This window comes from Acetobacter aceti NBRC 14818 (assembly GCF_000193495.2).
GTDB lineage: Bacteria > Pseudomonadota > Alphaproteobacteria > Acetobacterales > Acetobacteraceae > Acetobacter > Acetobacter aceti.
On record NZ_AP023410.1, the window covers coordinates 201439 to 222559 of the forward strand.

Here is a 21121-nt window from a genome sequence, read left to right on the forward strand (position 1 = left end):
TCAAAAACCTTTCCACGCCGCGCTTATCGTCCGGGCTGATCCAACGCATAGTCATTCAGCCCCCACAAACGATCCTTAACCGCGTCATAGTAGGCTTTCTCATTATAAAGCGGCACGTTCAGATGCAGATCAAGCGCTGTCAAGCGCCCGATAGCAGAAGCGACGTTGTAAGAGGACGTGACCATGTTACTCAGGCTCTGAACAAGCGCAACCTGCGCCTGAAGAAGGGTACTCTGCTGCTGCAGCACTTCAAGAGTGGTGCTCGTACCTACAATGGCCTGTCTTTCCACACCATCAAGCGCAATCATACCGGCCTTGATGGCGGCATGATTGCTCTCGATAGCGGCTTTGTAAGACACCAGTCGCTGCCAGTTTGACGCGGCAGCCTGCGCAGCGGTTCGGCGCTGCACGTCAACGGCGCGACTGGAGGCCTGAGCCTGCTGTTTGGCCTGCCGGACTTCAGAATATTCTGACCCTCCCTGATAGAAGGGTACTGACACATCCAGAGTGGCGTATTTATCGTCATTGGTCTGACCGCCAAGCTGCTGGTTGACCTGATGCATATAGGCGATGGAGGCGGCGACAGTCGGCATCAAGGCCGCCATGGCGACCGCCACAGCATCTTTCTGCGCTGATTCGGTGAAGAGCGCGGTGACCACGTCAGGATTGTTCTTCACAGCCATGGCCACGGCCTCGTTTTCCGATTTGACTGGAAGCACGAGTGGCTGCGGGGGAACCAGATTGGGGGGAGGCGCCATTCCCACAACCTGCATGTAGGTTGCCTGTGCGGTCTGGAGCGTTCCTTCGGACTGCTGGCGGGTCGCCTTCGCGCTGGCATAGGCTGATTCAGCCTGCGCCACGTCGGTACGCGTAATTTCACCAACGCGGAAACGCTCGTTCGTGGCCTTGAGCTGCTGTTCAAGCACGCGTTCGTTGTTGATGTTCAGCTGCAGTAGCTGCTCGTCCTCGATCACGCCGACATAGGCGTTCACAACGCTCATGAAAACCTGCTGCTCCGTGGAGATCAGCTTCGCTCTTTCAGCCATGACCTTGTTGACGGCCTGATGGGTCTGGGCCGTCGTCTTGCCACCGGTATAGATCGATTCGGTTGCTGAGACGTTCGCTGCGAAACCGAATGTGCTGTATTTGCGCTGATAGCCGCGAATACCGTCTGCAGAGTCGCCATTATAGTTGTTGCTACCCTTGTAATAGCTGGGATTGAACTGCGCCTTGATCGTAGGATGCCAGCCCGCAAGCGCGGTTGGGACATTTTCGTCCGTCGCCCGCAGTGTCGCCCGTTCCTGCTGAAGTGTCGGGTTGGTCAGGTAGGCAACAGAAAGAGCTTCCTCCAGCGTGTGAGGAATGAAACTGGGCTCACCGCTGCCATCATATTTCTGGGCCATAGCTGTTGAACTACACAGCAAAGCTGCCAGTCCCAGACCCAAGTGGCAGGAATGTTTCATTTAACTTCTCTCTTTGATACCTGCTCCGCACACTCTACCGGAGTTGAGAGCTTATGCCACGCTGATGTCGGATTTTCCACTATTCTACTTAACAGCAGATTGCCACACCAGAATTTATCTCAGCTGGAGAGGTTTCTTTCCTCAGAAAGCAAAGGCCGCAGGCCGTTCAAAAGAGGGAAGCACAGGCGCTTCAGAATCGAAAAAGCGACGGATGGACCAGCCTTCACCTGTTTCTGCTTCAGCCAGAAAAGCTGAAGAGGTCCCATCATCCGGGCGCAGTATCCCGGCCACACGACCGTTTTCTGTCAGCTGGGTGCTGCAGAAACGGGGGATTTCTTCAATGGCGCCGTCAAAAAAGATCAGGTCGAAAGGCGAGCTTTCGGGTGCGCCGCCAGAAAGAGGAGCCTGCTTCCATGATACATCGACAGACGCACGCGTCGTAAATGCCGTGCCGATGGCCAGCAGGGAGGCATCTTCTTCCAGAGCGGTCACCTCTGCGCCGAGCATGGCGATAAGGGCTGCCGTATATCCCGTAGCGGCCCCGACCACGAGCACGCGCTGGCCAGTCTGAATGGCCGCCATTTGCACAAGTCGTGCGGTTACCATCGATTGCAGCAGGTAGCGGCCTTTTCCAAGCGGAAGAGTGAGGTCGGAATAAGCGAATTCCTGCTCATTTTCCGGAACGGCATATTCACGGGGAAGCGCCCGCATTGCCGTGACGATGCGCGGATCATTGACTTCCAGCGGACGCACTTGGTCATCGACCATCCGCTGCCGGGCATCGTCGAAAGCCGAGGCGCTGGTATCCGGGAAGTACGGAGCCATCACGGAGGTCGGGGCCTGATCTGCGGCATAGGTCATGATGGCGGTGTTCCGTTTCAGTCTGTGTGGTCTCCGTGGAAACGCAGCCGTTCCAGGATCATCATACAATAATGAGAAAACCCAGCTGGAGCCCTTCGTCAACCGGTTGTAGCATCAACTGTGCTGACAATGGGTTGAGCAGGCATGATGGCAGAGGAATGACAGACAGGACTTGACCCGCCGCGAGACGTGAGAGATATAGCGCTGGCACCGATGAGGTCCGGTGGCAGAATGGTGATGTAGCGGACTGCAAATCCGCGAATGTGGGTTCGATTCCCGCCCGGACCTCCAATGCTTTAAGAAAACCGCAAAAACCCAACAAAAACCAAACTGGTTTTACAGTCTGGCTATTTCGGTTTTACAGCCTCCAAAAGACCTGCATCCTTAGCCAAGCAAGATGTCTCTGACCTAGGGTTCGACAACATCGAGCCACTCTCGGTAGATTCTTGTTATCGTTCACCGCTGCTGTCTGGTTGGTAGTGGATCCAACTTATACAACCATCTGGCAGACATTTTTCGCAGCCCGTGCGCTGACGGGGTCAAGCAAACAGGACGGACAGCGAATCAGATCCCCGCGTTCTCATTTTTTTCAGAGTTCGATATCGCCGTCCAACCGGAAGCCCGGTTTCCGTCACTCTTTCGCCATCTGGCAGGCGAGGGCGGACGCTGCTCCAAACAGACCCGGCTCAGGGTAATGGATCATTCTGACGGGGATTTTCCGCATCAGTGTTTCGAAGCGACCTTTTTCAATGAAACGATGAAAGAAGTCCGAGCGGGGCAGAACGTTCATCAGACGTTTCCCCAGCCCTCCGGCGATGACAATCCCCGTAGCGCCATGAGCAAGAGCCATATCGCCGGCAAATGATCCCAGCAGTCGGCAGAACCGGACCATTCCCTGCATGGCGACCTGATCATGGCCCTCGAGGGCCAGTGTCCAGAGCTGTTTGTCATCCAGATTACGATTCACTTCGCCCATATCGTCGGCGACAAGGCCGCAGATATGAATGATCGCCGGTCCTGAAATCACGCGCTCGGCTGAGACGCGTCCGTAGATGGCGCGCAGCCGATCCAGCAGACGGTCTTCAAAGTCGTCGCAAGGACTGAAGCCGATATGGCCACCTTCCGCGCCCCGCACGAGAGTTTCTCCTCCATGCCGGATGATGCTGGCCGTGCCGAGTCCCGTTCCCGGCCCAATCGTCAGGATGGTTCCATTCTCCGGGAGCGGATGATCGGGGCCACACAGATAGGGCTGATGATCGTGATCAAGGTGAGCCACCGCGTGAGCGACAGCTTCAAAATCATTCAGCAGAAGAGGGTTGTCGACCGCCAGCTGCTCGGCCAGTTCTGCTCTGACAATGACCCAGGGATTGTTCGCCATCGTCAGAATCTCGCTCTGAACCGGGGCGGCGACCGCTAGAGCAGCCCGGCGGGGGAGAGGTTTTCCCAGATTCTGGCGGAAATGGCTCCAGGCGCTTTCCAGCGTGTCATGGTCCGCCACATTCAGGATCATCGGCGCATCAAGTGAACTGACACGTCCCTGACTCACTGTCGCAATGCTGAAACGCGCATGGGTTCCGCCGATATCGGCGACGACGATCTCTTCCATGATCAGCAGGCTTCCTTTTTGTTTATCAGGGACAAAACGCGCTGTACCTCAGGGTAGATAAGATGTTCCGAAAAGGGTGGTTTTCAGAATGTCTGTTATGAGGCGGGTTTGGTGAAGGGAAACTAGCGTGGTTTCTGGTCTGCTGTGATGCGTGACATGATCGCACTCCGAATAATGCCGGGCGTGAAACGGTCAATCAGCCGCAACAGCCGGAATGGCCACGGGAAAATTGTCTCTCCCGTATTGCGGGCAAGAGCGGCGATGATATGGCGGGACGCTGCTTCAGGCGTGACGAGAAAGGGGCGGGGACCGATAATGCGGCGGCTCATGGCGGTATCCACAAACCCAGGCGCAATCAGGACCACGTTCACCCCCAGCGGAGCAAGCGCGATGCGCGCAGAGCTTGCGAATCGGGCCAGACCGGCCTTCGATCCACCGTAACCGGCAGCAAAAGGGAGATCATGATAGGCGGCTACAGAGCCGATCAACGCGATTTTTCCGCCGCCGCGCGCTTGCATCCTGTTAGCCGCCGCCATGGTGAGGGCCGAAGGCACGGCGTAATTGACAAGCCCGAGTTCCAGAACGGTTTCGGCGCGTTCCGTTTTTTCCGAAGCGGTCTTCATATCGGACAGACCGGCGCAGAGTATGACTGTATCAAACTGTGTCACGTCGTCATCAGCGCGAAAGGCCGTGATGGCTGCATGACCATCAGACAGGTCGATTTCCCGTGTCAGGACAGAGGCGCCACGTTCCCTGCAAATCCGTGAAATATCCTGAAGACGATCGGCATTGCGCCCCCACAGGACAAGCGTATTGCCTGGCCGCGCGTAATCGCAGGCAAGCACTTTTCCGATCCCACCTGAAGCGCCTGTGATGAGAATACGAATCGGTTTCATCGGTGCGTGACTTGTCGCGCCGGACGTTCTGATGGATGAAAAGCAGGAAAACGGAAACAATCTGTTGTGTCGTTTCACGTTGGCAGCGGTTTCTTTCAACGGTATGTCCAATGCCCTTCACGCACCGAGAGCAAGGTGCTGGTTATGGTATCGCGCGGAACCGCGTGTTTGCAGGGAGAGTTCATGACCCAGACGGCGCGCCTTGTCATTACCCCGGTCAGGGGTTTTCGGCAGTTGTCGACCTTTATCCGGCTCCCTCGTCGACTTTATGCAGGCAAGGCGGGATACGTGCCGCCTCTGGACATGGAACAGCGCAATCTGCTCGATCCTGCGAAGTCTCCTTTCTTTCGTCATGGAAAAGCGCAGTATTTTCTGGCCTGGCGCAATGGGCGCGCCGTAGGGCGTATCTCTGCGCAGACGGACGATCTGGTGCGTGACGCCGCGCCGGAAACCGGCCTGACACCGCAGACAGGATTTTTCGGCGCCCTGGATGCAGAGTCGCCTGACGTGGTGGCCCCGCTTCTGGCAGCTGCCGCCGAATGGCTGCGCTCACAGGGCATGACTTCAATGCTCGGTCCGTGGACGCTGAACAGCAACGGTGAATACGGCACGATGATCGAGGGCCAGCAGGCCGCTCCCATGGTCATGATGCCGTGGCACCCGCCATTTCTCAGCGAGGCCATCGAGGCCGCCGGTCTGACGAAAAAGATGGATGTCCTGTCCTATCAGATGGAGATGGGACCGCAGGCCGAGAATGCGCATATCGTTCCAAAAGGACTCTCCCTCGGGGAAGGGCGGCTCGGCGCGCTGTCTGTTCGTCAGATGGATGCGAAGAATATAGAGCGCGACGGCGAGATCCTTCGCTCAATGTATAATGATACGTGGCGGGATACCTGGGGTTTCGTCCCTTATACAGACGATGACATGAGGGGCATGATCCATGAGATCAAGCCCATCCTCAAATCCGAGCATTTCGTGCTCGTCGAGCAGAACGGTGAGCCGGCGGGCGTTGCGCTGGTGGTTCCGAATGTTTTTGACGTGGCAGCCGATCTGGGAGGAGCGCCGTCGCCTCTCGGCTGGGTGAAACTGGGCTTGCGTCTGCTGCGTCACGAGTTTCATTCCGCGCGGGTCATCCTGCTGGGTGTCAGCAAGGCGCTTTCAGGAACTGCTCTGGGTGCGCTTCTGCCCGCATTGCTGATCAGCGAACTGATGAAGCGGGGACATGTCCTGCCTTACCGCCAGATCGAACTCGGGTGGGTGCTGGAAACCAACATGCCGATGCGCCGTCTGATCGAGCGTATTGTGCCGCAGCCGACCAAAAAGCACCGGGTTTTCCATCGCTCTCTCTGACAGCCTGTGTGCTGGCAGCCTCCTCCCCGGATATCATGCCACACACCTGCGCCGTTGACGCTGCGATGTAATGCACTCAGCTTCAGGGGCGTTCAAATAATCATGATGCGCAGTCTGTGAATATCACGTCGAACAGTGACGCATGGACTGCCACGTTTTGTTATTTGTAATTCTGCCCGGCACAGTTGATGAGAAGTCGTTGATTTCCGTCAACTGAGTAGCGAGGGTGGAGAGTGGGGTGAACGCGCGCAGTCAGACACCTGCCACGCGCTGGTCGTCGCTACGACGACTGGTGTGGATGCCGTCACCCAGCAAAGAATACTTTCCAGCAGGCTGGTTCATGTTCTGTGTGCGGACATGGCTGGCCGTCTGGCTCGCTCTGGCCGTGTCATTCTGGTTGCAGATCTCCTCTCCGGGATCATCAGCCGTGACCGTCATGATTCTGGCCCAGCCTCTGCGTGGCCAGATGCTGTCCAAAGCCCTCTACAGACTTGCTGGCACCTTTGTCGGAGCGTTTGTCGCGCTGGCGCTGACATCCTGCTTCAGTCAGGATCGTTCCCTGCTTCTGGGTGGCGTCGCCCTGTGGCTCTCTCTGTGCTGCATCATGGGAACACTGGAGCGGGATTTCCGTGCTTATGCCGCCATGCTGGCAGGCTATACCGTGGCGCTGATCGCCATCGGCTGCATCGACACACCGGAGTCCGCCTACGATGTCACGGTCAACAGGGTGTCGGCCATCGTCATCGGGATCGCCGCTACGGCCGCCGTCAACGATGTCTTCGGTTCACCCACAGCCTGGAGCAAGCTGACACACGCGCTTGATTCGCTGGCCGCAATGGTGGCGCGGATCGCCCGTGATGCTGTTGCAGGCCGATCGGTGCCGGATGCTTCCGCTGCCGCCGGTATTGCAGGCCAGATCATGGCTCTGACCTCGCAGGTCTCCTTTGCCCGCACCGAGATTTCCGACGGGCGTCTCCGTATGGTCGGCGCTCGCTCCGCGATGGTCGCCCTGCTGGAGATGCTGAATTGTAGTCGCGCGATTGCCATGGCGCTCGAGCGCGGGCTGGTGTCGGACGCTGTTATCAAGCGTGTCCGCTCGGCGTTCGGCACGGGCGATGCGGTGTCATCGCCCCGCATCGCTGTGGAGGATCTGGAACAGCTGGCGCGGGAGACCCATCTGGACGCGGCGGGCAACGAAACCAGGCTGACACTGGATGAAGCGTGGTTCGTTGAGCGGGTCATGTCCCTTCTGTCCTACTGGCGCTGGGCCGAGGATGGTGTCGATTGCGTCCACAAGGGAGGGCACGCCCGGACGCAGGCGCCTGAACTGAAGATCGTGACGCATCAGGATATCATTCTGGCGCTGCTGAACGGTCTGCGTGTGCTGATCGGTTTTTCTCTCGCGGCCGGGCTCTGTATCCTCACCGGGCTGCCGCAGAGTTATTCCGCGCTGTCCCAGACGGCGATCGTTCTGACGCTGGCGGCAACGACCTACGATGTCCGGGCCTTTGGCATGGGCGCGCTGATCGGCATGCCGCTGGCGATCGCCGTCGCGGCCATTCTGAATTTCGGCATTCTGCCGCACGGATCGGAAATGACGTTCTTTGCGATTATGGTGATGCCCGTCATCTTCGGCAGCTGTCTGCTGCTGCTGAATTCGAAGACGTCCGCGATCGGCTTCAATGCGGGCGTGTTCTTTTTCGTCATTCTCGGCGTCGCCAATGAACAGAGCTATGACCTCGCGCAGTTCATCAACCGTGACGAGCAGTATCTGTTTGCCGGCGTGCTGATCTTCATCACCCTGACGCTCCTGCTGCCGCCCAAGGCGAAAACCCGTCGTTTCCGTGTGGCGATGGCCATCGGGCACGATCTTCACCGTCAGTTCGAAGGGCATGGCGAGCAGGAAGGGTCAGCCCTCATCAGTCGCCATTATGACCGCCTGACCAAACTCAGGATGTGGAACAGCTATCTCAGACCTTCAAAAGGACGGGATCGTGTCTTTGCCCGCTTCGCCAGCCTTGATGATCTCGGGGCGGCGCTGGCCCGTGCCCGACGCCATCTTCAGCGCGCGGTGACCATTCCGGTGGTGAAGGCCGAGGCAGAGGCTGCTCTGCGGTCTTCAATTATTTACAACGTGGATTCCGCAGTCACCCGTATGACCATTCATGCGGAACGTCTTCTGCTGCTGTCCGAAAACCTGCCGCATGGTGAAATGGCCACGGTTCTGGGGGCTGTGTCCGGCATGGCTGGTGCGATCCGGGTGCTGGAGCACAACCGTTCCGCCATCAGGCTTTATGACATCTGTCCGGTTCCATCGATGCGCTGGAGGGCTTTATGAACGCACCGCTTCAGTCCGTCATCAATATCGGTGGACTGCTTGTTTCATCATTTCTCGTACATGTCGGTCTTGGTCTTCTGACCATGCTGATCCTCAAGCCGATCCTGACCAAGACGCGTCTGGACCGGTTCATGTGGAATGTACCGCTGGCCGAGTTCGGCATGCTGATCATCTTTACCGGGATCTACACGATCCTGCTCTGAACTGAATGCTGATCTGGCGCTCTGCCGGACGGAGAAAGGAGCCTTGAGGGGCAATGGAACGACTGCAAAGCGCGATGGAGTCAGAACAGAACAGAGCAGACAGAGGGCCGGCCCGTGTTTGAAAAGGCGCGCAAGGCTCTCCAGTTCACGACCACGGCAGTCATTCTCATCATTGCTGCGATCACGGCTTTTGTCCTGTGGGACTACTATACCTCCGCTCCATGGACACGAAACGGACAGGTCCGTGTCCAGACGGTGAACATTGCGCCGCGTGTCTCCGGGCCGATCATTGCCCTTCACGTCCATGACAACCAGTTCGTGCATGCGGGGGACGTGCTGTACGATATTGATCCGTACGATTTTCAGGTCGCCGTCGCCAATGCGACAGCCGTTGCCGATCAGCGAAAAGCCGACCTGATCCTGAAAACAGCCCAGCATAAGCGACGTGACAAGCTGACCGATGCGGCGGCGTCACCAGAGGAAAAGCAGGTCTACGAAGCGACCGCCGAAGTCGCACGGGCGGTCTATGCCCAGGCGCTGGCGCAGCTTGCCCAGGCCAAGATCAATCTGGAACGAACCCACATCCGGAGTACGGTCACGGGTCCGGTCAACAATCTGATCATGCGGGTGGGTGACTTCGCTACCGCCGGCAAAGCGAACATCACGGTCATTGACCAGAGTTCTTACTGGGTGGATGGATATTTCGAAGAAACCAAGATCGGCTCGATCAACATTGGCGATCCTGTCCGCGTTGACCTGATGGGTTTTCATCATCCGCTCGAAGGGCATGTGGTGAGTATCACCCGAGGCATTGCGACAGCCAATGCGAACAGTGGCGTGCAGGGACTGCCGACTGTGGACCCGGTCTATACATGGGTGCGTCTGGCCCAGCGTATCCCGGTCCGCGTGCAGATCGACCGTATTCCGGAAGATGTAACTGTGGCTGCCGGTATGACGGCGACCGTGACAGTTGTCGGCAGCAAGGGCCACCGTGCACACGATACCCTGCAGGATGCTTTTGAGCGACTGCATGACACGGTCTTCGCAGTCGGTGCGGGAACGCATCGCTGAGCGTGCTTCAGACTATCTTGCGTGAAGAGGCGGATGTCCCCGTTTGGGCATTCTCCGGTACAGAAATGGACATCTGTGAGACGTCATGGACAAGGTGTCTGACAGAATGTGCTCTTTTGCGTACAGGGGACATTTCGTCAGTTAAGGCCTTCTGGTGCCACAGGGCTCGGCTGCTGGCAGCACACGGCATCCGCCAGTTGATCAGATGAATATTGACCAGTTGCCGCCGATGTTTTCGCATATCTGTAGCGTAACGATGGAGCCAGATTCCAGAGCACGGCAGCAAGCACGATCCCGCCGCCGATGAGTGCTCCTGTACCCGGATATTCTGAAAGGACCAGCCAGACCCACAGCGGCCCAAGCACGACGTCAAGCAGTTCCACCAGGGCTGCTTCAGTCGAACTGATGAAACGGCTTCCCATCAGGAACAGCAGGAAGGAAAGGGCTGTCGTCAAAATTCCGAGCGCGAAAAGAAAAGTAAGATCGTGCAGTCCGGGGACCGATCCTGAGGAGAAGGGAAGGGCGACCAGTGAACAAAGGAATGCGGCGACAGCATTGATAAGGGCGAGATTAAGTCGTGGGATGGCGCGCGCTAATATCAGCAGTCCTGCAAAGGTGACGGTCATGAGAAGCGCCAGAAGATTTCCGGCCATATCTGCAAGCTGCATTCCCTGGCCAGCAACAATTCCTACGCCGATGAGTGAGACCACACTGGCGACGAGCGCACGGCGCGGGCTGCGTTCACCGATGAACGCCCAGCCGATCGCAGCCGTAAAGAAAGGCAGCGTCGCATAGAGAATCATCACATTTGCCACGCTGGTCAGTGTCAGGGATGCGGCATAGGCCCCCATTGATGCAGCTGATAAGAGAGAAGCGCCGAATCCTGCCCAGCCGAAAACACTCTCTCGCGCAGGGCAAAGAACAGCGATTGCCAGAAGGGCGCATCCGGCAAAAAAGGAGCGCCACAGGATCAGATCGCCGACCGGCACATCAATAAGATGCACAAACAGGCCTGCCAGACTCCAGAACAACGTCGCGACTGTCACGAGTATCAAGCCGTATTGCCTCTGTCGTTGCATCGAGCACCTCAATTATAGCGGACTCGTAAACATACCGACCGGTCTGTTTACGAGTTTGACGAATTAGGGCGATCGGTCTAATTTTGTCCAATGAAAAAACGAAACACCCGGGAAATTCTTATCGAGGAAGGCCTCAAGGCTTTTCTTATGAATGGCTTCGAAGGCATTGGCATTCAGCCGATCCTCAAGCGCGCCGGGGTCACGAAAGGATCGTTTTACAATTTCTTCCCCAGTAAGGAGGCTTATGCGCTCGAAGTGATCGAAGCCTATTCACTTCGGTACGAGGCCTTTCGGATGCGTAGCTTTGCGAGGGATGTTTCGCCGTTAAGTCGGTTGTGGGCCTATTTCGAGGATCTTGAGACCGAAATGGAACAGACGCCGGAGACGGCGGGATGCCTCTATGGCGTTCTGTCCCAGACGACCACTCCTCACAATGAAGCCCTGCGAAACCGAGTGAAGGCGGCGTTCGCGCATTGGCAGGCGCAAATGGCGGATTTGCTCGAAGAAGCGCAATCAGCTGGAGAGCTGGAAGCTGACGTCGACGCAGCAGACCTCGCCGGTGCTATCATTGATGCATACGAGGGAGCGGTCATCCGTATAAGGGCTGAAGGAAATATGAAGCCAATGCGGCGCTTTCGGGAATTGACTTTGAAACGACTGCTTACGGCGGTGTAACGGCAGCACAAAAGAACACGCTTTTTGCCAGACTAAAACCGTGCAGATAGCTCGTAAAGGTCAATGGCAACCTGAGATCGACAATCCGTGCGGCATCCAGCTTATGTGAGTTCTCGCGGGACTTAATTGACGACATGCTCTCGATAATGTCGTCCGGTTCCCGTCGGGGGACGGGACGTTCAGTTTCACTTTGGCTTGATCTGCCCGACCGCGCCCGATAGGTTTTCCGACAGACCATTCCCGGTCTTTGCATGAGGCAGGCACTGGTGCGTCGGGTGACTGAGACAAAAGTCGGAAAGTGGGGTGTGATTCTGCTGTTGCAGATCGCGCTGCTTCTGGCTGCGCTGTCGCCCGCTCAGGCTACCATGCTGCATACACAGGGCGGCGCATCGTCAACACATATGGACGCCGGCAGTATGGCGATGGTGGGAATGGCACATTCCGATGGCGCCGGTCCATCGGAATGTGGCCACCATCATCACGCTCTGTCTGCTCCGACAGCCTCCCGGCATTGCAGTGTTTCCCATCACGCGCATGGACCTGAGTGCTGCATGGCCGGAGGGTGCGTTCAGTTTTCGCTGACGACAGATCCATGGGTCTCCACCGTTCATGGAAAACGGCTGCTCACTGAAACTGATTACCACAGATCTGCATTCGGCCTGCCGTCGGGTGAAGCGACCATCCCGGCCCTGCCACCCCCCAGAATCCTGTCCTGAAAACCGCCTGAAGCGGTGATCTTGTCCGAAGGACCGCGTCTCCGGCTGTCCTTCCTCTGCGATCTTTTTCAGGATTTTTCAGACATGGTTGAGTCTGTTTTCCCGAAACGTACGTCCATCGGGCGTCGTCGTTTCGTCACCGGTGCTGCGGCTTTGAGTTGCGGAGCCGCGATGTCACCCGCTCTGGCCCGCAAGGCCGCGACTGAAAGCACGCTTTCGGCTGAGCTACCGGAATCTGCTTCATCATTCCTCCTCAATGTTGAGAAGATTCCCGTTCGTGTCGGGGAGCAGCACGCCAAAGGTGTGGGAATCAACGGCTCCGTACCGGCTCCCACTCTACGCTGGCGGGAAGGCGATACCGTCGAGATACAGGTCCGAAATCACCTTCATGAAGACACGTCGATCCATTGGCACGGTATCCGTCTTCCGGCCGATATGGACGGGGTGCCGGGACTGAGTTTCGCGGGCATTCCGGCGGGGGAAGCGTTTACCTACCGCTTCCCGGTCAGACAGAGCGGCACCTATTGGTATCACAGCCATTCCGGTGGTCAGGAACAGGCTGGCCTCTATGGCGCGCTGGTGATTGATCCGGCCCGCAGGCCTGCCTACACGGCGGACCGGGATTACGTGGTGCTGTTGTCCGACTGGACCGACGCTGATCCCATGGACATCGTCTCCAATCTGAAATTTGACGGCGATTATTACAACTTCCGCCAGCGTACGGTCGGCACTTTTCTCCACGATATCCGTAAGGACGGCCTGATGGCGAGTGTCCGGGATCGGCTTGCGTGGGGAGGTATGAACATGGCTCCCACGGACATCTCTGACGTGTCCGGAATCATCTATACCTATCTCATGAATGGCCGGTCGCCGGAGAAAGGTTGGACCGGCCTGTTCCGTCCGGGCGAACGCATCCGCCTGCGTTTTATCAACGCGGCCTCCATGACGCTGTTCGATGTGCGCATTCCGGGGCTGACAATGCAGGTTGTGTCAGCCGACGGTAATGATGTGGAGCCGGTGCCTGTCGATGAGTTCCGTATCGCGCCAGCTGAGACATACGATGTGATCGTGCAACCGACGGTCGACCAACCTTACACGATCTTCGTGCAGTCAGAAGATCGCACTGGCTACGCGCGTGGAACACTCGCCACACAAGAGGATGTTCTGGGGCCGATCCCGCCCATGGACCCGCGACCGCTGCGGACAATGACGGATATGGGCATGGGAGACATGAAGGGCATGTCCATGGGTGGTGAGCATAAAAGCGACCCAATGGCTAGGATGGATATGTCGTCTCACGAGAAGGCTGCCGAGCAAGATACGGCAGCCCATCATCCCGCAGCCATGCACGATATGGATATGAGCGACATGCCGGGGATGGACATGAACGACATGTCTGAGGGGCACATGGATATGCCCGGAATGTCCATGCACCACGCCATGTCGCACCAGGATAGCCAGAAGCCGCAGAACAAAGTCTCTGTCATGCCTCAGCCTGAGAGCCACCTTGTGTCGCTTCAAACGGGTGTGGAAGTGCAAAGTCTTGCCCCGCAGCCCAAAAACCGTCTTGGAGAAGCTGGTGACGGGCTGGATGGCAATGGACGTCGATGCCTGCGTTATACGGATTTGCGTGCCCTGAAGCGCGGAATAGATCCACGCGAGCCTTCCCGGGAGATCGAGCTGCATCTGACCGGAAACATGGAGCGCTTCATCTGGGGCTTTAATGGCAAGAAGTTTTCGGAGGCAGAGCCTATCCGGCTGGCGCTTGGCGAGCGTGTCAGGTTTGTCCTGATCAACGACACCATGATGGAGCATCCCATTCATCTGCACGGTTTGTGGAGTGAACTGGAGAACGGGCAGGGGACTTTTCAGCCCTATAAGCACACGGTGAACGTCAAGCCGGGAGAGCGGTTAAGCTACCTCGTGTCGGCGGATACTCCCGGATTGTGGGCGTATCACTGTCATCTGCTCTACCACATGGACACCGGCATGTTCCGGACAGTGGTGGTGTCATGAGGAGGCGTCAGATCTCACCCCTTCTCATGATCGCAGCTTCATGGAGTTTATCTGCGCATGCAGCTCCGATGAACAGAACGATGGCTGTTCCCTATGTGAAAGGCATCATGCCCGTCATGGATCAGCGGGTGTATGTCCATGCGCTGCTGGATCAGTTCGAAGCACGTTACAGTGGAGCTGGAGGGCAGTTCCGTTATGACGGGCAGGCGTGGTTCGGTTCCGATTACAACAAGCTCTGGCTGAAATCGGAGGGGACTGTTGGAACGGATGGTCGTTTTGGCGACGGAGATCATGAGATCCTCTATGATCGCTCAATCTCACGTTATTTCGATGTTCAGTCGGGTGTGCGGCTGGACATTGATCATGGCCCCACACGCGCGTGGGGTGCCATAGGCCTGCAGGGCCTGGTGCTTTATTTCTTCGATGCCGAGGCGACATTCTATTTCAGCGACAGGGGGGTCGCCGGACGCCTGACTGGTTCCTACGATATCTTCATTACCAACCGATTGATTCTTCAGCCTCAGGCAGAACTTAATTTTTATTCAAATTCTGACCCAGCTCGCGGAGTGGGACGGGGACTGTCGGATATCGATACGGGACTGAGGCTGCGGTACGAATGGCATAGAAAAATTGCACCTTATATTGGAATCACCTATTCAAACATGTTTGATAAAAGCATGTTTTTTCGAGAAAATAACGGGAAAAACAATTCTGGCGTCAATTTTACATTTGGCATTCGCAGCTGGTTTTAATGTTTTGCTATCGGAAGAGATTGTTTGAAAAAATTCTCTTCCGATTAGGTGGAAAACAGGCGTTTATCCCTGCGTCATTAACTATTGATTAAATGTTTTGCGGCAAATCTCTAGCAAGCCCGCGAGTGCGAAAGACCATGACCGCTCCATAGGGCGCAACAGGTAACTCACTGTGACGACAGGATCAGGACGCATGGACTACTTCATTGTTCAGAAAATTGCCGAAAGCAAAGCCGCTGAACGCATTCGCGCTCTTCTTAGTGACCGCGAGGGTGTGACGGCTATCGAATATGCTCTCATTGCCGGGCTGATTGCTGTTGCATCGTTTGGTGCGATGAAGCTGCTTGGGTCTTCGCTGCAGACTCTTTTTAGCACGATTTCTACGACGCTCGGTAGCGCACCGACATCATCGGGTACCTAAAACTTCCTGAAGGCAGACTTCAAAGATGCTGCAATGTATTGCGTTGAATGCAGCATCTTTCCTGCTTGTCTTTTCAGCTGGTACAGACATACGTTCACGTAAAATATATAATTCAGTTTCTCTCTGTATTTTTTTTCTGGCTATTTTAGTGTCTTGTGAGCGTGGCGACTTAATAAAAGAGATAATAACAGTTATATTTATTTTTCCTTTTTTCTATATGTTGTGGATTTTACGTATATTCGGTGGAGGAGATGTCAAGCTTCTTTTGGCAGTAGTTCCTCTTGTTCCTCTTTGCCATTTAATTTCTCTGTTTTTGTCAATTTCAATTGCTGGAGTGTTTGTGGCGTTATGCTGCATCGCTGTGTCGTTGTTTGGCAGGTGGAGCGGTGAAGCCAAGGCATCTTTGCGTGGAGTTTCTGCCTTACGCATGAGGTCACCCATTTCAGTTCCATATGGCGTGGCTATCGCAATGGGTGTTCTTGTTGAAACATTCAAAGATCAAGGCATGTAATGAAACTTTACCGTTATATACTTTATTTTTGTGTTGTTGTTCTGACGATTGTTTGTTTCATCCTGATTTTCAGGCTGGCGACAAAACAGCAACCAGCTCCCAAAGTTGTACAGGTTGCGAAGCCCGAACCTATGGTTGCAGTACTGGTAGCCAACCGGCAACTTTACGCTGGTGAGGTTCTTCACTCTTCCGATATCACTGGTGCAAGTATTCCTAAGGCTTTTGTTCTTCCAGGAACAGTTATGGATTCACCGGCTGCCCGACAGAATGTAGTTGACGGTCTGTTGCGTGTATCAATTCCCAAAAATGCTCCTGTTCGAGGAGAGGATGTTGTGCATGCCGGAGATGGAGGGTTTTTGGCGGCACTCCTGAGCCCAGGCAAAAGAGGCGTTGCAATGCCGGTTGATCCCGCCAACGCTGTTGGTGGTTTGATATGGCCTGGAGATTATGTGGACGTTCTACTCATGCCAACACAAGAGCACAGTGAAGGTAATGCAGATTCGCAAATGTCATCTGTTAAGACGCTTTTGCAGAATGTTCATGTTGTGGCTGTAGACCAGCATCTTGTTCGAGGGCAGGGGCCTACGGCGGGAACCACTCAGAGTGCCCGGACTGTTGTATTGGAATTGAATGCAGAAGATGCACAGAAATTAGCCCTGGCGGAGAAAGTTGGCCGTCTTACCTTGACATTAAGATCTATGACGAAAGCATCGGAAGACGCTCTTTCTGCGGGATCTACTTGGAATGATGATATTTTTGAGTCCAAAGTTAAAGAGAAAAAAGTGAAAGAACGTGATGCAGCAGAAATTGAAAGTTCTCTTCATGTTTTTAATGGTTTGACGGAAGTTAAAGACAATGTGCACTAATTATATGAAATTTCTTTTTAGAATATCATTGTTTAGTTTTTTTGCTTTTGTTCTTGTGGAAAAAACAAGTTTTGTAGCTCAGGCGCGGGTATCATCGAGTGTTAATCTTGAGGTCGGTAGTGGAAGGCTGATTGAGCTGGATTCAAATGTTACCAGTGCATTCGCGGCAGATCCTAAAGTTGCTGAAGTAAGGCCTGCGAGTTCAAAAACACTTTTTGTATTTGGAACCGGTGTGGGGCGAACCACAATCTCTGCTGTTAATAACGAGGGACGACCTGTTGGGCAGTATAATATAGTTGTTAATCCGTCACAATATGCTGCACATCAGACGAAAGAAAGCGTCTCTCAATTTTCAGGAGTAAATTATGGGGCGCATGGTGGTCAGAATGGACTTGATTTTACTGGAGATGCTCCAAATCCTGAAAATGCTGAACGTGCTTGGGAAATGGCAAAGGATCAGGCCGGGAAATCTGAAGTTTATGACCATGTGCGCTTAAAGGACTCTACGCAGGTCAATCTACAGGTTCAGATTGTTGAAATGTCCAGGCAACTCGTAAGGGAAATTGGGGTTGAATGGCAGAATATGAATGCTTTGGGCACAAGTGCAGTTATTGGTCTGGCAACCAAAAATCCATTGGCTGCCTTAGCTTCAAGTCAAAGTAGTTTTGCCTTTTTGTCGCGATTTAAGATTGGAGGGCAGCAAACAACTTTAGAAACAATAATTGATGCTCTTGCTCAGGATCAATTAGTGCATATGCTGGCAGAGCCTAATCTGACAACATCTAGTGGTGAACCAGCAAGTTTTCTTGTCGGTGGTGAATATCCAATACCCATTTCATCTTATAATAACACAATATCTGTTCAATTTAAGCAGTATGGCGTGTCTTTGTCGTTTGTGCCGACAGTTCTGTCAGCTGGACGGATAAGCCTTCATGTAAGGCCAGAAGTCAGTCAGCTTTCAAGTAATGGTGCTGTCTCATTTGGTGAAGGAAATTCAACCATAAGTATTCCTGCAATAACTGTAAGTAGAGCTGATACAACTGTAGAATTAGGGAGTGGGCAGAGTTTTGCTATTGCTGGTTTGTTCCAGGATAGCACAACAACGCAAGGACTTGGTTTGCCCGGTCTTGGAGATATCCCAATATTGGGTGCATTATTTAAATCGAATAGTTTTCAGCATAATCAAAGCGAGTTAGTTATTATTGTTACTCCTTATATAGTAAAACCGGTTTCTAATCCGGATTTATTGTCAAAGCCAAATGATCATTGGTCAGCTCCGGATGATTATCAGAGAGTGTTTCAAATGAGTCAGACTGGAGGAGAAAGAAAAGGTATTAGAAAAAATGGAAATTATAAAAAGGAAGAGACGATTCCCTCTGATGTAGGTTTTGTGGTGGAATAAAATGAAAAATAATCTTAAAGTTTCTATTTTTTATTTTTATATTGTTGTTACTTTAAGTGGTTGTGCTCAAATAGATCCTCTATATCAAGCATCTGCATGGAATGCACAAAACTCAAATAGAAAAAATTTATTGTTACAGGTTGAAAATGCAAATGATCTTTCTATCGGAAGATCTGTTTTAGATTATGATGGCTCTTTAGCTGTAGATGCAATAAAGAGACTGCGCGATGGAAAAATAAAAAATCTTGAAAAAATCAAGCTAAACGATGTTGCTAATAATCAGTCAGGTGGATAATGAGCCAGTTTAAATCGATTGATCATGGGCACCCATTTGAATCAACTTCAAAGAAAAACTCATCAGAATTTACTATTCAAGGTTTTGTTTCTGATGTTGCTAGTGAAAATGTTCTAAGAGAAGTGTTGGATGAATTTCATCCAGGAAAATTTTCTTTATCATGTTTGTCTTGTTCTCTTGCTGCAGTAAAGCTGAGTAGAGGTCTCTCTCCTGACATATTAATTATTGATGTTTCAGGCGAAGAGCAGCCAATTACTGCTCTTGTTGAACTTTCTAACGTGCTTGAACCTGATGTTAAAGTTCTTGTTGTTGGTGATAGACAAGACGCAAATTTTTATAGACAATTAACAAGAGGTCTCGGTGTTGCCGAGTATTTATATAAGCCTCTCAATAGATCAATGGTTTCAAGATTTTTTGGTCCTTTTCTTAATGAGGATGAATATACGCCAGAAGCCACTCGTGGAGGTAGGGTATTAGGTTTTGTGGGAGCCAGGGGAGGGGTTGGAACAACAACAATTGCTGCAAATTTTGCGTGGTACTTAGGTGAGATTGCTAGGCGTCATAGCCTTGTTATAGATGGTGACTTATATACTGGTGCATTGTCGATACTCATGGGTACTAAGGCTGATAGCGGACTTCGAACCGCGTTTGAAACACCTCAGCGTGTAGATGAATTATTCATTGAAAGAAGTGCCCAAAAAATAGGAGAACGGTGTGATATTTTAAGTAGTCAGGCTGATATGTCGGAAATTATTTCAATATCACGAGATGGGCCAAGGCACCTTATTGATGTGGTAAAGAAAAAATATAATTATATATCTATAGACATTCCAAGAGGTTTCGGAGAAATTTCTAGAAGTATGATAGATTTATGTGAACAAAAAATAATAGTAATAGATCCATCTCTTACTTCATTAAGGAATGTTTTACGATATATAGCGTATCAAAAAAATAGTCGTTATGGCACAAGACCCTTAGTTGTTTTGAATAAGCTAGGCAAACCAGGAACTCTTTCTCTTAAAGAGGTAACTGATGGTCTTGGAAGAACGCCTGATGTAGTTATACCATTTTTGCCTAGGGTTATTAATGAATGTGAAATATCAGGATATCCTGCTGCTCGATCAAAAAATTCATTTAGCTCAGCTATATCTATTCTTGTCCAGGAAGCAGCTTCAGTAGCCATGGAAAAAAAACAGAGTAAAGTTGGAAAAATAAGAAACAAAATAGAAAGTCTGTTTGCTAGGTGGCCGTCATGAGTTTAAGTCCACGATTCGGAAAAGTATTGCCTCAAAATACTTCTTATCTTGGAAAAGATGAGGATGTATTTGGTGTTCAGCATAGAGAAACTATTGTTCAGTGGGCTGAACTGCATGGATTGTGTCTTGAAAGATTAGATCCAGTTGCTGTTTCTAAGCTACCACCTGAGCGGCTTATTCCTGAAATTGAGCGTGTAGTTGATGAAACGGCTACTGAAAAAAGAATTCAGCTTAATGCTCGTGAACAAAAAATTTTAGCAAATGAACTTGTAAATGATATAAATGGTCTGGGACCTATTCAACCACTTTTGGATGATGATAGTATTACTGACATTATGGTGAATGGTCCATTTAAGATATTCGTTGAAAAGTCAGGAAAACTTGTCGAGAGTGGAACAAAATTCCGAGATAGACGACATTTAATGGCTGTAAGTCAAAGAATTGCCTCTGCTGTTGGAAGGAGAATTGATGAGTCAAGTCCAACTGTAGACGCTCGTTTAGAAGATGGGTCTCGCGTCAATATAGTTTTCCCGCCCTTGGCTCTGGATGGTCCTTATTTATCGATACGTAAATTCTCAAGGAAAAAAATAGACTTTAAACAATTAGTTGAAAATGGCAGTTGCTCTATCCAATTGGCTAAAATATTGGAAATCGCTTCTCGCATACGATTAAATGTAATTGTTTCTGGTGGGACTGGATCTGGTAAAACAACACTAATGAATGCGATGTCACGTTTGATAGATTCAAGTGAACGAATAATTACAGTTGAAGACGCGGCTGAATTGCAGTTTCAGCAGCCTCATGTTGTCCGACTGGAGACGCGTCCTCCTTCTATTGAGGGGACTGGTGAAATTACCCAAAGAGATTTAGTGCGAAATGCATTGCGTATGAGGCCAGATAGAATTATTATTGGTGAAGTTCGTGGACCTGAAGCGTTTGATATGTTGCAAGCTATGAATACGGGACATGATGGAAGTATGTCTACAATTCACGCCAATACAACAAGAGATGCTATAACTAGAATAGAAAACATGGTTCAAATGGGTAACTTTGGATTGCCTACATCTTCAATAAAAGCCCAAATTGTTGGAGCCGTTGATCTTATAGTGCAGATAGAACGGCAACGTGATGGTGTAAGGCGAATTGTGCAGGTTACTGATGTTTCTGGTATAGAAGGTGAAATAGTTACATTGAATGATATAATATCTTTTCACATTGATGGTGAAAATTTTAATGGTAAAATAAATGGACACTATTCTGTTTCCAGGTCCAGGCCAAGTTTCTATAAAACGTTAATATATTATCAGCTAGATCATGTTTGGTCAAGCATATTTGAGGAGTAAT

20 protein-coding genes and 1 tRNA gene are annotated in these 21121 nt (G+C 52.2%); 16 read left to right on the forward strand and 5 right to left on the reverse strand.

The window, feature by feature from the left end:
* Positions 1-23 precede the first annotated feature (23 nt).
* Complete coding sequence (locus EMQ_RS00875) at positions 24-1463, reverse strand: TolC family outer membrane protein (RefSeq protein ID WP_026199904.1); 1440 nt, start codon at positions 1461-1463, stop codon at positions 24-26.
* 141 nt (positions 1464-1604) lie between these two features.
* Positions 1605-2324 (reverse strand): protein-L-isoaspartate O-methyltransferase family protein, encoded by a 720-nt coding sequence (locus tag EMQ_RS00880; RefSeq protein WP_010665730.1) that lies wholly within the window; start codon positions 2322-2324, stop codon positions 1605-1607.
* Between the two features lie 217 nt (positions 2325-2541).
* Here EMQ_RS00880 and EMQ_RS00885 point away from each other — a divergent pair.
* Positions 2542-2615: transfer RNA gene (locus EMQ_RS00885), tRNA-Cys, on the forward strand.
* 340 nt (positions 2616-2955) lie between these two features.
* Here the strand turns inward: EMQ_RS00885 and EMQ_RS00890 are convergent.
* Together EMQ_RS00890 and EMQ_RS00895 are read right to left on the reverse strand one after the other, a co-directional pair.
* Positions 2956-3930: a glucokinase gene (locus EMQ_RS00890; RefSeq protein ID WP_010665731.1), complete on the reverse strand. Its 975-nt coding sequence runs from the start codon at positions 3928-3930 to the stop codon at positions 2956-2958.
* 122 nt (positions 3931-4052) lie between these two features.
* On the reverse strand, positions 4053-4826 hold the full coding sequence (locus EMQ_RS00895) for an SDR family NAD(P)-dependent oxidoreductase (RefSeq protein WP_018307636.1): 774 nt from the start codon (positions 4824-4826) through the stop codon (positions 4053-4055).
* Positions 4827-5009: 183 nt separating this feature from the next.
* Between EMQ_RS00895 and EMQ_RS00900 the strand changes: the two genes are divergently transcribed.
* The 4 genes from EMQ_RS00900 (at position 5010) to EMQ_RS00915 (ending at position 9788) form a co-directional block, all read left to right on the forward strand.
* Positions 5010-6176 carry a hypothetical protein gene (locus EMQ_RS00900; RefSeq protein ID WP_010665733.1) on the forward strand — a complete coding sequence of 389 codons (1167 nt, stop codon included), beginning with the start codon at positions 5010-5012 and terminating at the stop codon, positions 6174-6176.
* Between the two features lie 238 nt (positions 6177-6414).
* Positions 6415-8514 carry an FUSC family protein gene (locus EMQ_RS00905; protein ID WP_026199903.1) on the forward strand — a complete coding sequence of 700 codons (2100 nt, stop codon included), beginning with the start codon at positions 6415-6417 and terminating at the stop codon, positions 8512-8514.
* Positions 8511-8717, forward strand: a complete 207-nt coding sequence (locus EMQ_RS00910; protein WP_010666693.1) for a DUF1656 domain-containing protein — start codon at positions 8511-8513, stop codon at positions 8715-8717. Before EMQ_RS00905 ends, EMQ_RS00910 begins: the two co-directional genes overlap by 4 nt.
* 114 nt (positions 8718-8831) lie before the next feature.
* On the forward strand, positions 8832-9788 hold the full coding sequence (locus EMQ_RS00915; RefSeq protein ID WP_010666692.1) for an efflux RND transporter periplasmic adaptor subunit: 957 nt from the start codon (positions 8832-8834) through the stop codon (positions 9786-9788).
* Between the two features lie 137 nt (positions 9789-9925).
* Here EMQ_RS00915 and EMQ_RS00920 read toward each other — a convergent pair whose 3' ends face one another.
* On the reverse strand, positions 9926-10843 hold the full coding sequence (locus EMQ_RS00920; protein WP_269208671.1) for a DMT family transporter: 918 nt from the start codon (positions 10841-10843) through the stop codon (positions 9926-9928).
* Between the two features lie 114 nt (positions 10844-10957).
* On the opposite strand from EMQ_RS00920, the gene EMQ_RS00925 reads away from it, so the two are divergent.
* From EMQ_RS00925 to EMQ_RS00975, 11 genes are all read left to right on the forward strand, one after another.
* Positions 10958-11542 (forward strand): TetR/AcrR family transcriptional regulator, encoded by a 585-nt coding sequence (locus EMQ_RS00925; protein WP_018307634.1) that lies wholly within the window; start codon positions 10958-10960, stop codon positions 11540-11542.
* A 275-nt stretch (positions 11543-11817) separates the two neighbouring features.
* Complete coding sequence (locus EMQ_RS00930; protein WP_132012009.1) at positions 11818-12258, forward strand: hypothetical protein; 441 nt, start codon at positions 11818-11820, stop codon at positions 12256-12258.
* Positions 12259-12342: 84 nt separating this feature from the next.
* Positions 12343-14274 (forward strand): copper resistance system multicopper oxidase, encoded by a 1932-nt coding sequence (locus tag EMQ_RS00935; RefSeq protein WP_031941581.1) that lies wholly within the window; start codon positions 12343-12345, stop codon positions 14272-14274.
* Positions 14275-14300: 26 nt separating this feature from the next.
* Positions 14301-15026: a copper resistance protein B gene (locus EMQ_RS00940; RefSeq protein WP_018307632.1), complete on the forward strand. Its 726-nt coding sequence runs from the start codon at positions 14301-14303 to the stop codon at positions 15024-15026.
* 193 nt (positions 15027-15219) lie between these two features.
* Positions 15220-15447, forward strand: a complete 228-nt coding sequence (locus EMQ_RS00945) for a Flp family type IVb pilin (protein ID WP_010669156.1) — start codon at positions 15220-15222, stop codon at positions 15445-15447.
* A 25-nt stretch (positions 15448-15472) separates the two neighbouring features.
* Positions 15473-15958, forward strand: coding sequence for a prepilin peptidase (locus tag EMQ_RS00950; RefSeq protein ID WP_081471048.1), 486 nt, complete (start codon positions 15473-15475; stop codon positions 15956-15958).
* Complete coding sequence (gene cpaB / locus EMQ_RS00955; protein ID WP_018307631.1) at positions 15958-16824, forward strand: Flp pilus assembly protein CpaB; 867 nt, start codon at positions 15958-15960, stop codon at positions 16822-16824. The genes EMQ_RS00950 and cpaB overlap by 1 nt, the downstream gene beginning before the upstream one ends.
* A gap of 4 nt (positions 16825-16828) precedes the next feature.
* Positions 16829-18226: a type II and III secretion system protein family protein gene (locus tag EMQ_RS00960; RefSeq protein ID WP_158320007.1), complete on the forward strand. Its 1398-nt coding sequence runs from the start codon at positions 16829-16831 to the stop codon at positions 18224-18226.
* 1 nt (position 18227) lies between these two features.
* Positions 18228-18521 (forward strand): hypothetical protein, encoded by a 294-nt coding sequence (locus EMQ_RS00965; RefSeq protein WP_132012008.1) that lies wholly within the window; start codon positions 18228-18230, stop codon positions 18519-18521.
* Positions 18521-19777: an AAA family ATPase gene (locus EMQ_RS00970; RefSeq protein ID WP_190653914.1), complete on the forward strand. Its 1257-nt coding sequence runs from the start codon at positions 18521-18523 to the stop codon at positions 19775-19777. Before EMQ_RS00965 ends, EMQ_RS00970 begins: the two co-directional genes overlap by 1 nt.
* The gene (locus EMQ_RS00975) at positions 19774-21120 is read left to right on the forward strand and encodes a CpaF family protein (protein ID WP_081617474.1); all 1347 of its coding nucleotides are present in this window, start codon (positions 19774-19776) and stop codon (positions 21118-21120) included. The genes EMQ_RS00970 and EMQ_RS00975 overlap by 4 nt, the downstream gene beginning before the upstream one ends.
* Position 21121: the final 1 nt, after the last annotated feature.

Bases quoted from the DNA above. Each gene is read 5' to 3' on its own strand.
- EMQ_RS00875 (WP_026199904.1), bottom strand. From the start codon at position 1,463: ATGAAACATTCCTGCCACTTGGGTCTGGGACTGGCAGCTTTGCTGTGT.
- EMQ_RS00940 (WP_018307632.1), top strand. From the start codon at position 14,301: ATGATCGCAGCTTCATGGAGTTTATCTGCGCATGCAGCTCCGATGAAC.
- EMQ_RS00935 (WP_031941581.1), top strand. From the start codon at position 12,343: ATGGTTGAGTCTGTTTTCCCGAAACGTACGTCCATCGGGCGTCGTCGT.
- EMQ_RS00890 (WP_010665731.1), bottom strand. From the start codon at position 3,930: ATGGAAGAGATCGTCGTCGCCGATATCGGCGGAACCCATGCGCGTTTC.
- EMQ_RS00910 (WP_010666693.1), top strand. From the start codon at position 8,511: ATGAACGCACCGCTTCAGTCCGTCATCAATATCGGTGGACTGCTTGTT.
- EMQ_RS00900 (WP_010665733.1), top strand. From the start codon at position 5,010: ATGACCCAGACGGCGCGCCTTGTCATTACCCCGGTCAGGGGTTTTCGG.
- EMQ_RS00880 (WP_010665730.1), bottom strand. From the start codon at position 2,324: ATGACCTATGCCGCAGATCAGGCCCCGACCTCCGTGATGGCTCCGTAC.
- EMQ_RS00960 (WP_158320007.1), top strand. From the start codon at position 16,829: ATGAAATTTCTTTTTAGAATATCATTGTTTAGTTTTTTTGCTTTTGTT.
- EMQ_RS00970 (WP_190653914.1), top strand. From the start codon at position 18,521: ATGAGCCAGTTTAAATCGATTGATCATGGGCACCCATTTGAATCAACT.
- EMQ_RS00950 (WP_081471048.1), top strand. From the start codon at position 15,473: ATGCTGCAATGTATTGCGTTGAATGCAGCATCTTTCCTGCTTGTCTTT.
- EMQ_RS00965 (WP_132012008.1), top strand. From the start codon at position 18,228: ATGAAAAATAATCTTAAAGTTTCTATTTTTTATTTTTATATTGTTGTT.
- EMQ_RS00895 (WP_018307636.1), bottom strand. From the start codon at position 4,826: ATGAAACCGATTCGTATTCTCATCACAGGCGCTTCAGGTGGGATCGGA.
- cpaB (WP_018307631.1), top strand. From the start codon at position 15,958: ATGAAACTTTACCGTTATATACTTTATTTTTGTGTTGTTGTTCTGACG.
- EMQ_RS00975 (WP_081617474.1), top strand. From the start codon at position 19,774: ATGAGTTTAAGTCCACGATTCGGAAAAGTATTGCCTCAAAATACTTCT.
- EMQ_RS00925 (WP_018307634.1), top strand. From the start codon at position 10,958: ATGAAAAAACGAAACACCCGGGAAATTCTTATCGAGGAAGGCCTCAAG.
- EMQ_RS00945 (WP_010669156.1), top strand. From the start codon at position 15,220: ATGGACTACTTCATTGTTCAGAAAATTGCCGAAAGCAAAGCCGCTGAA.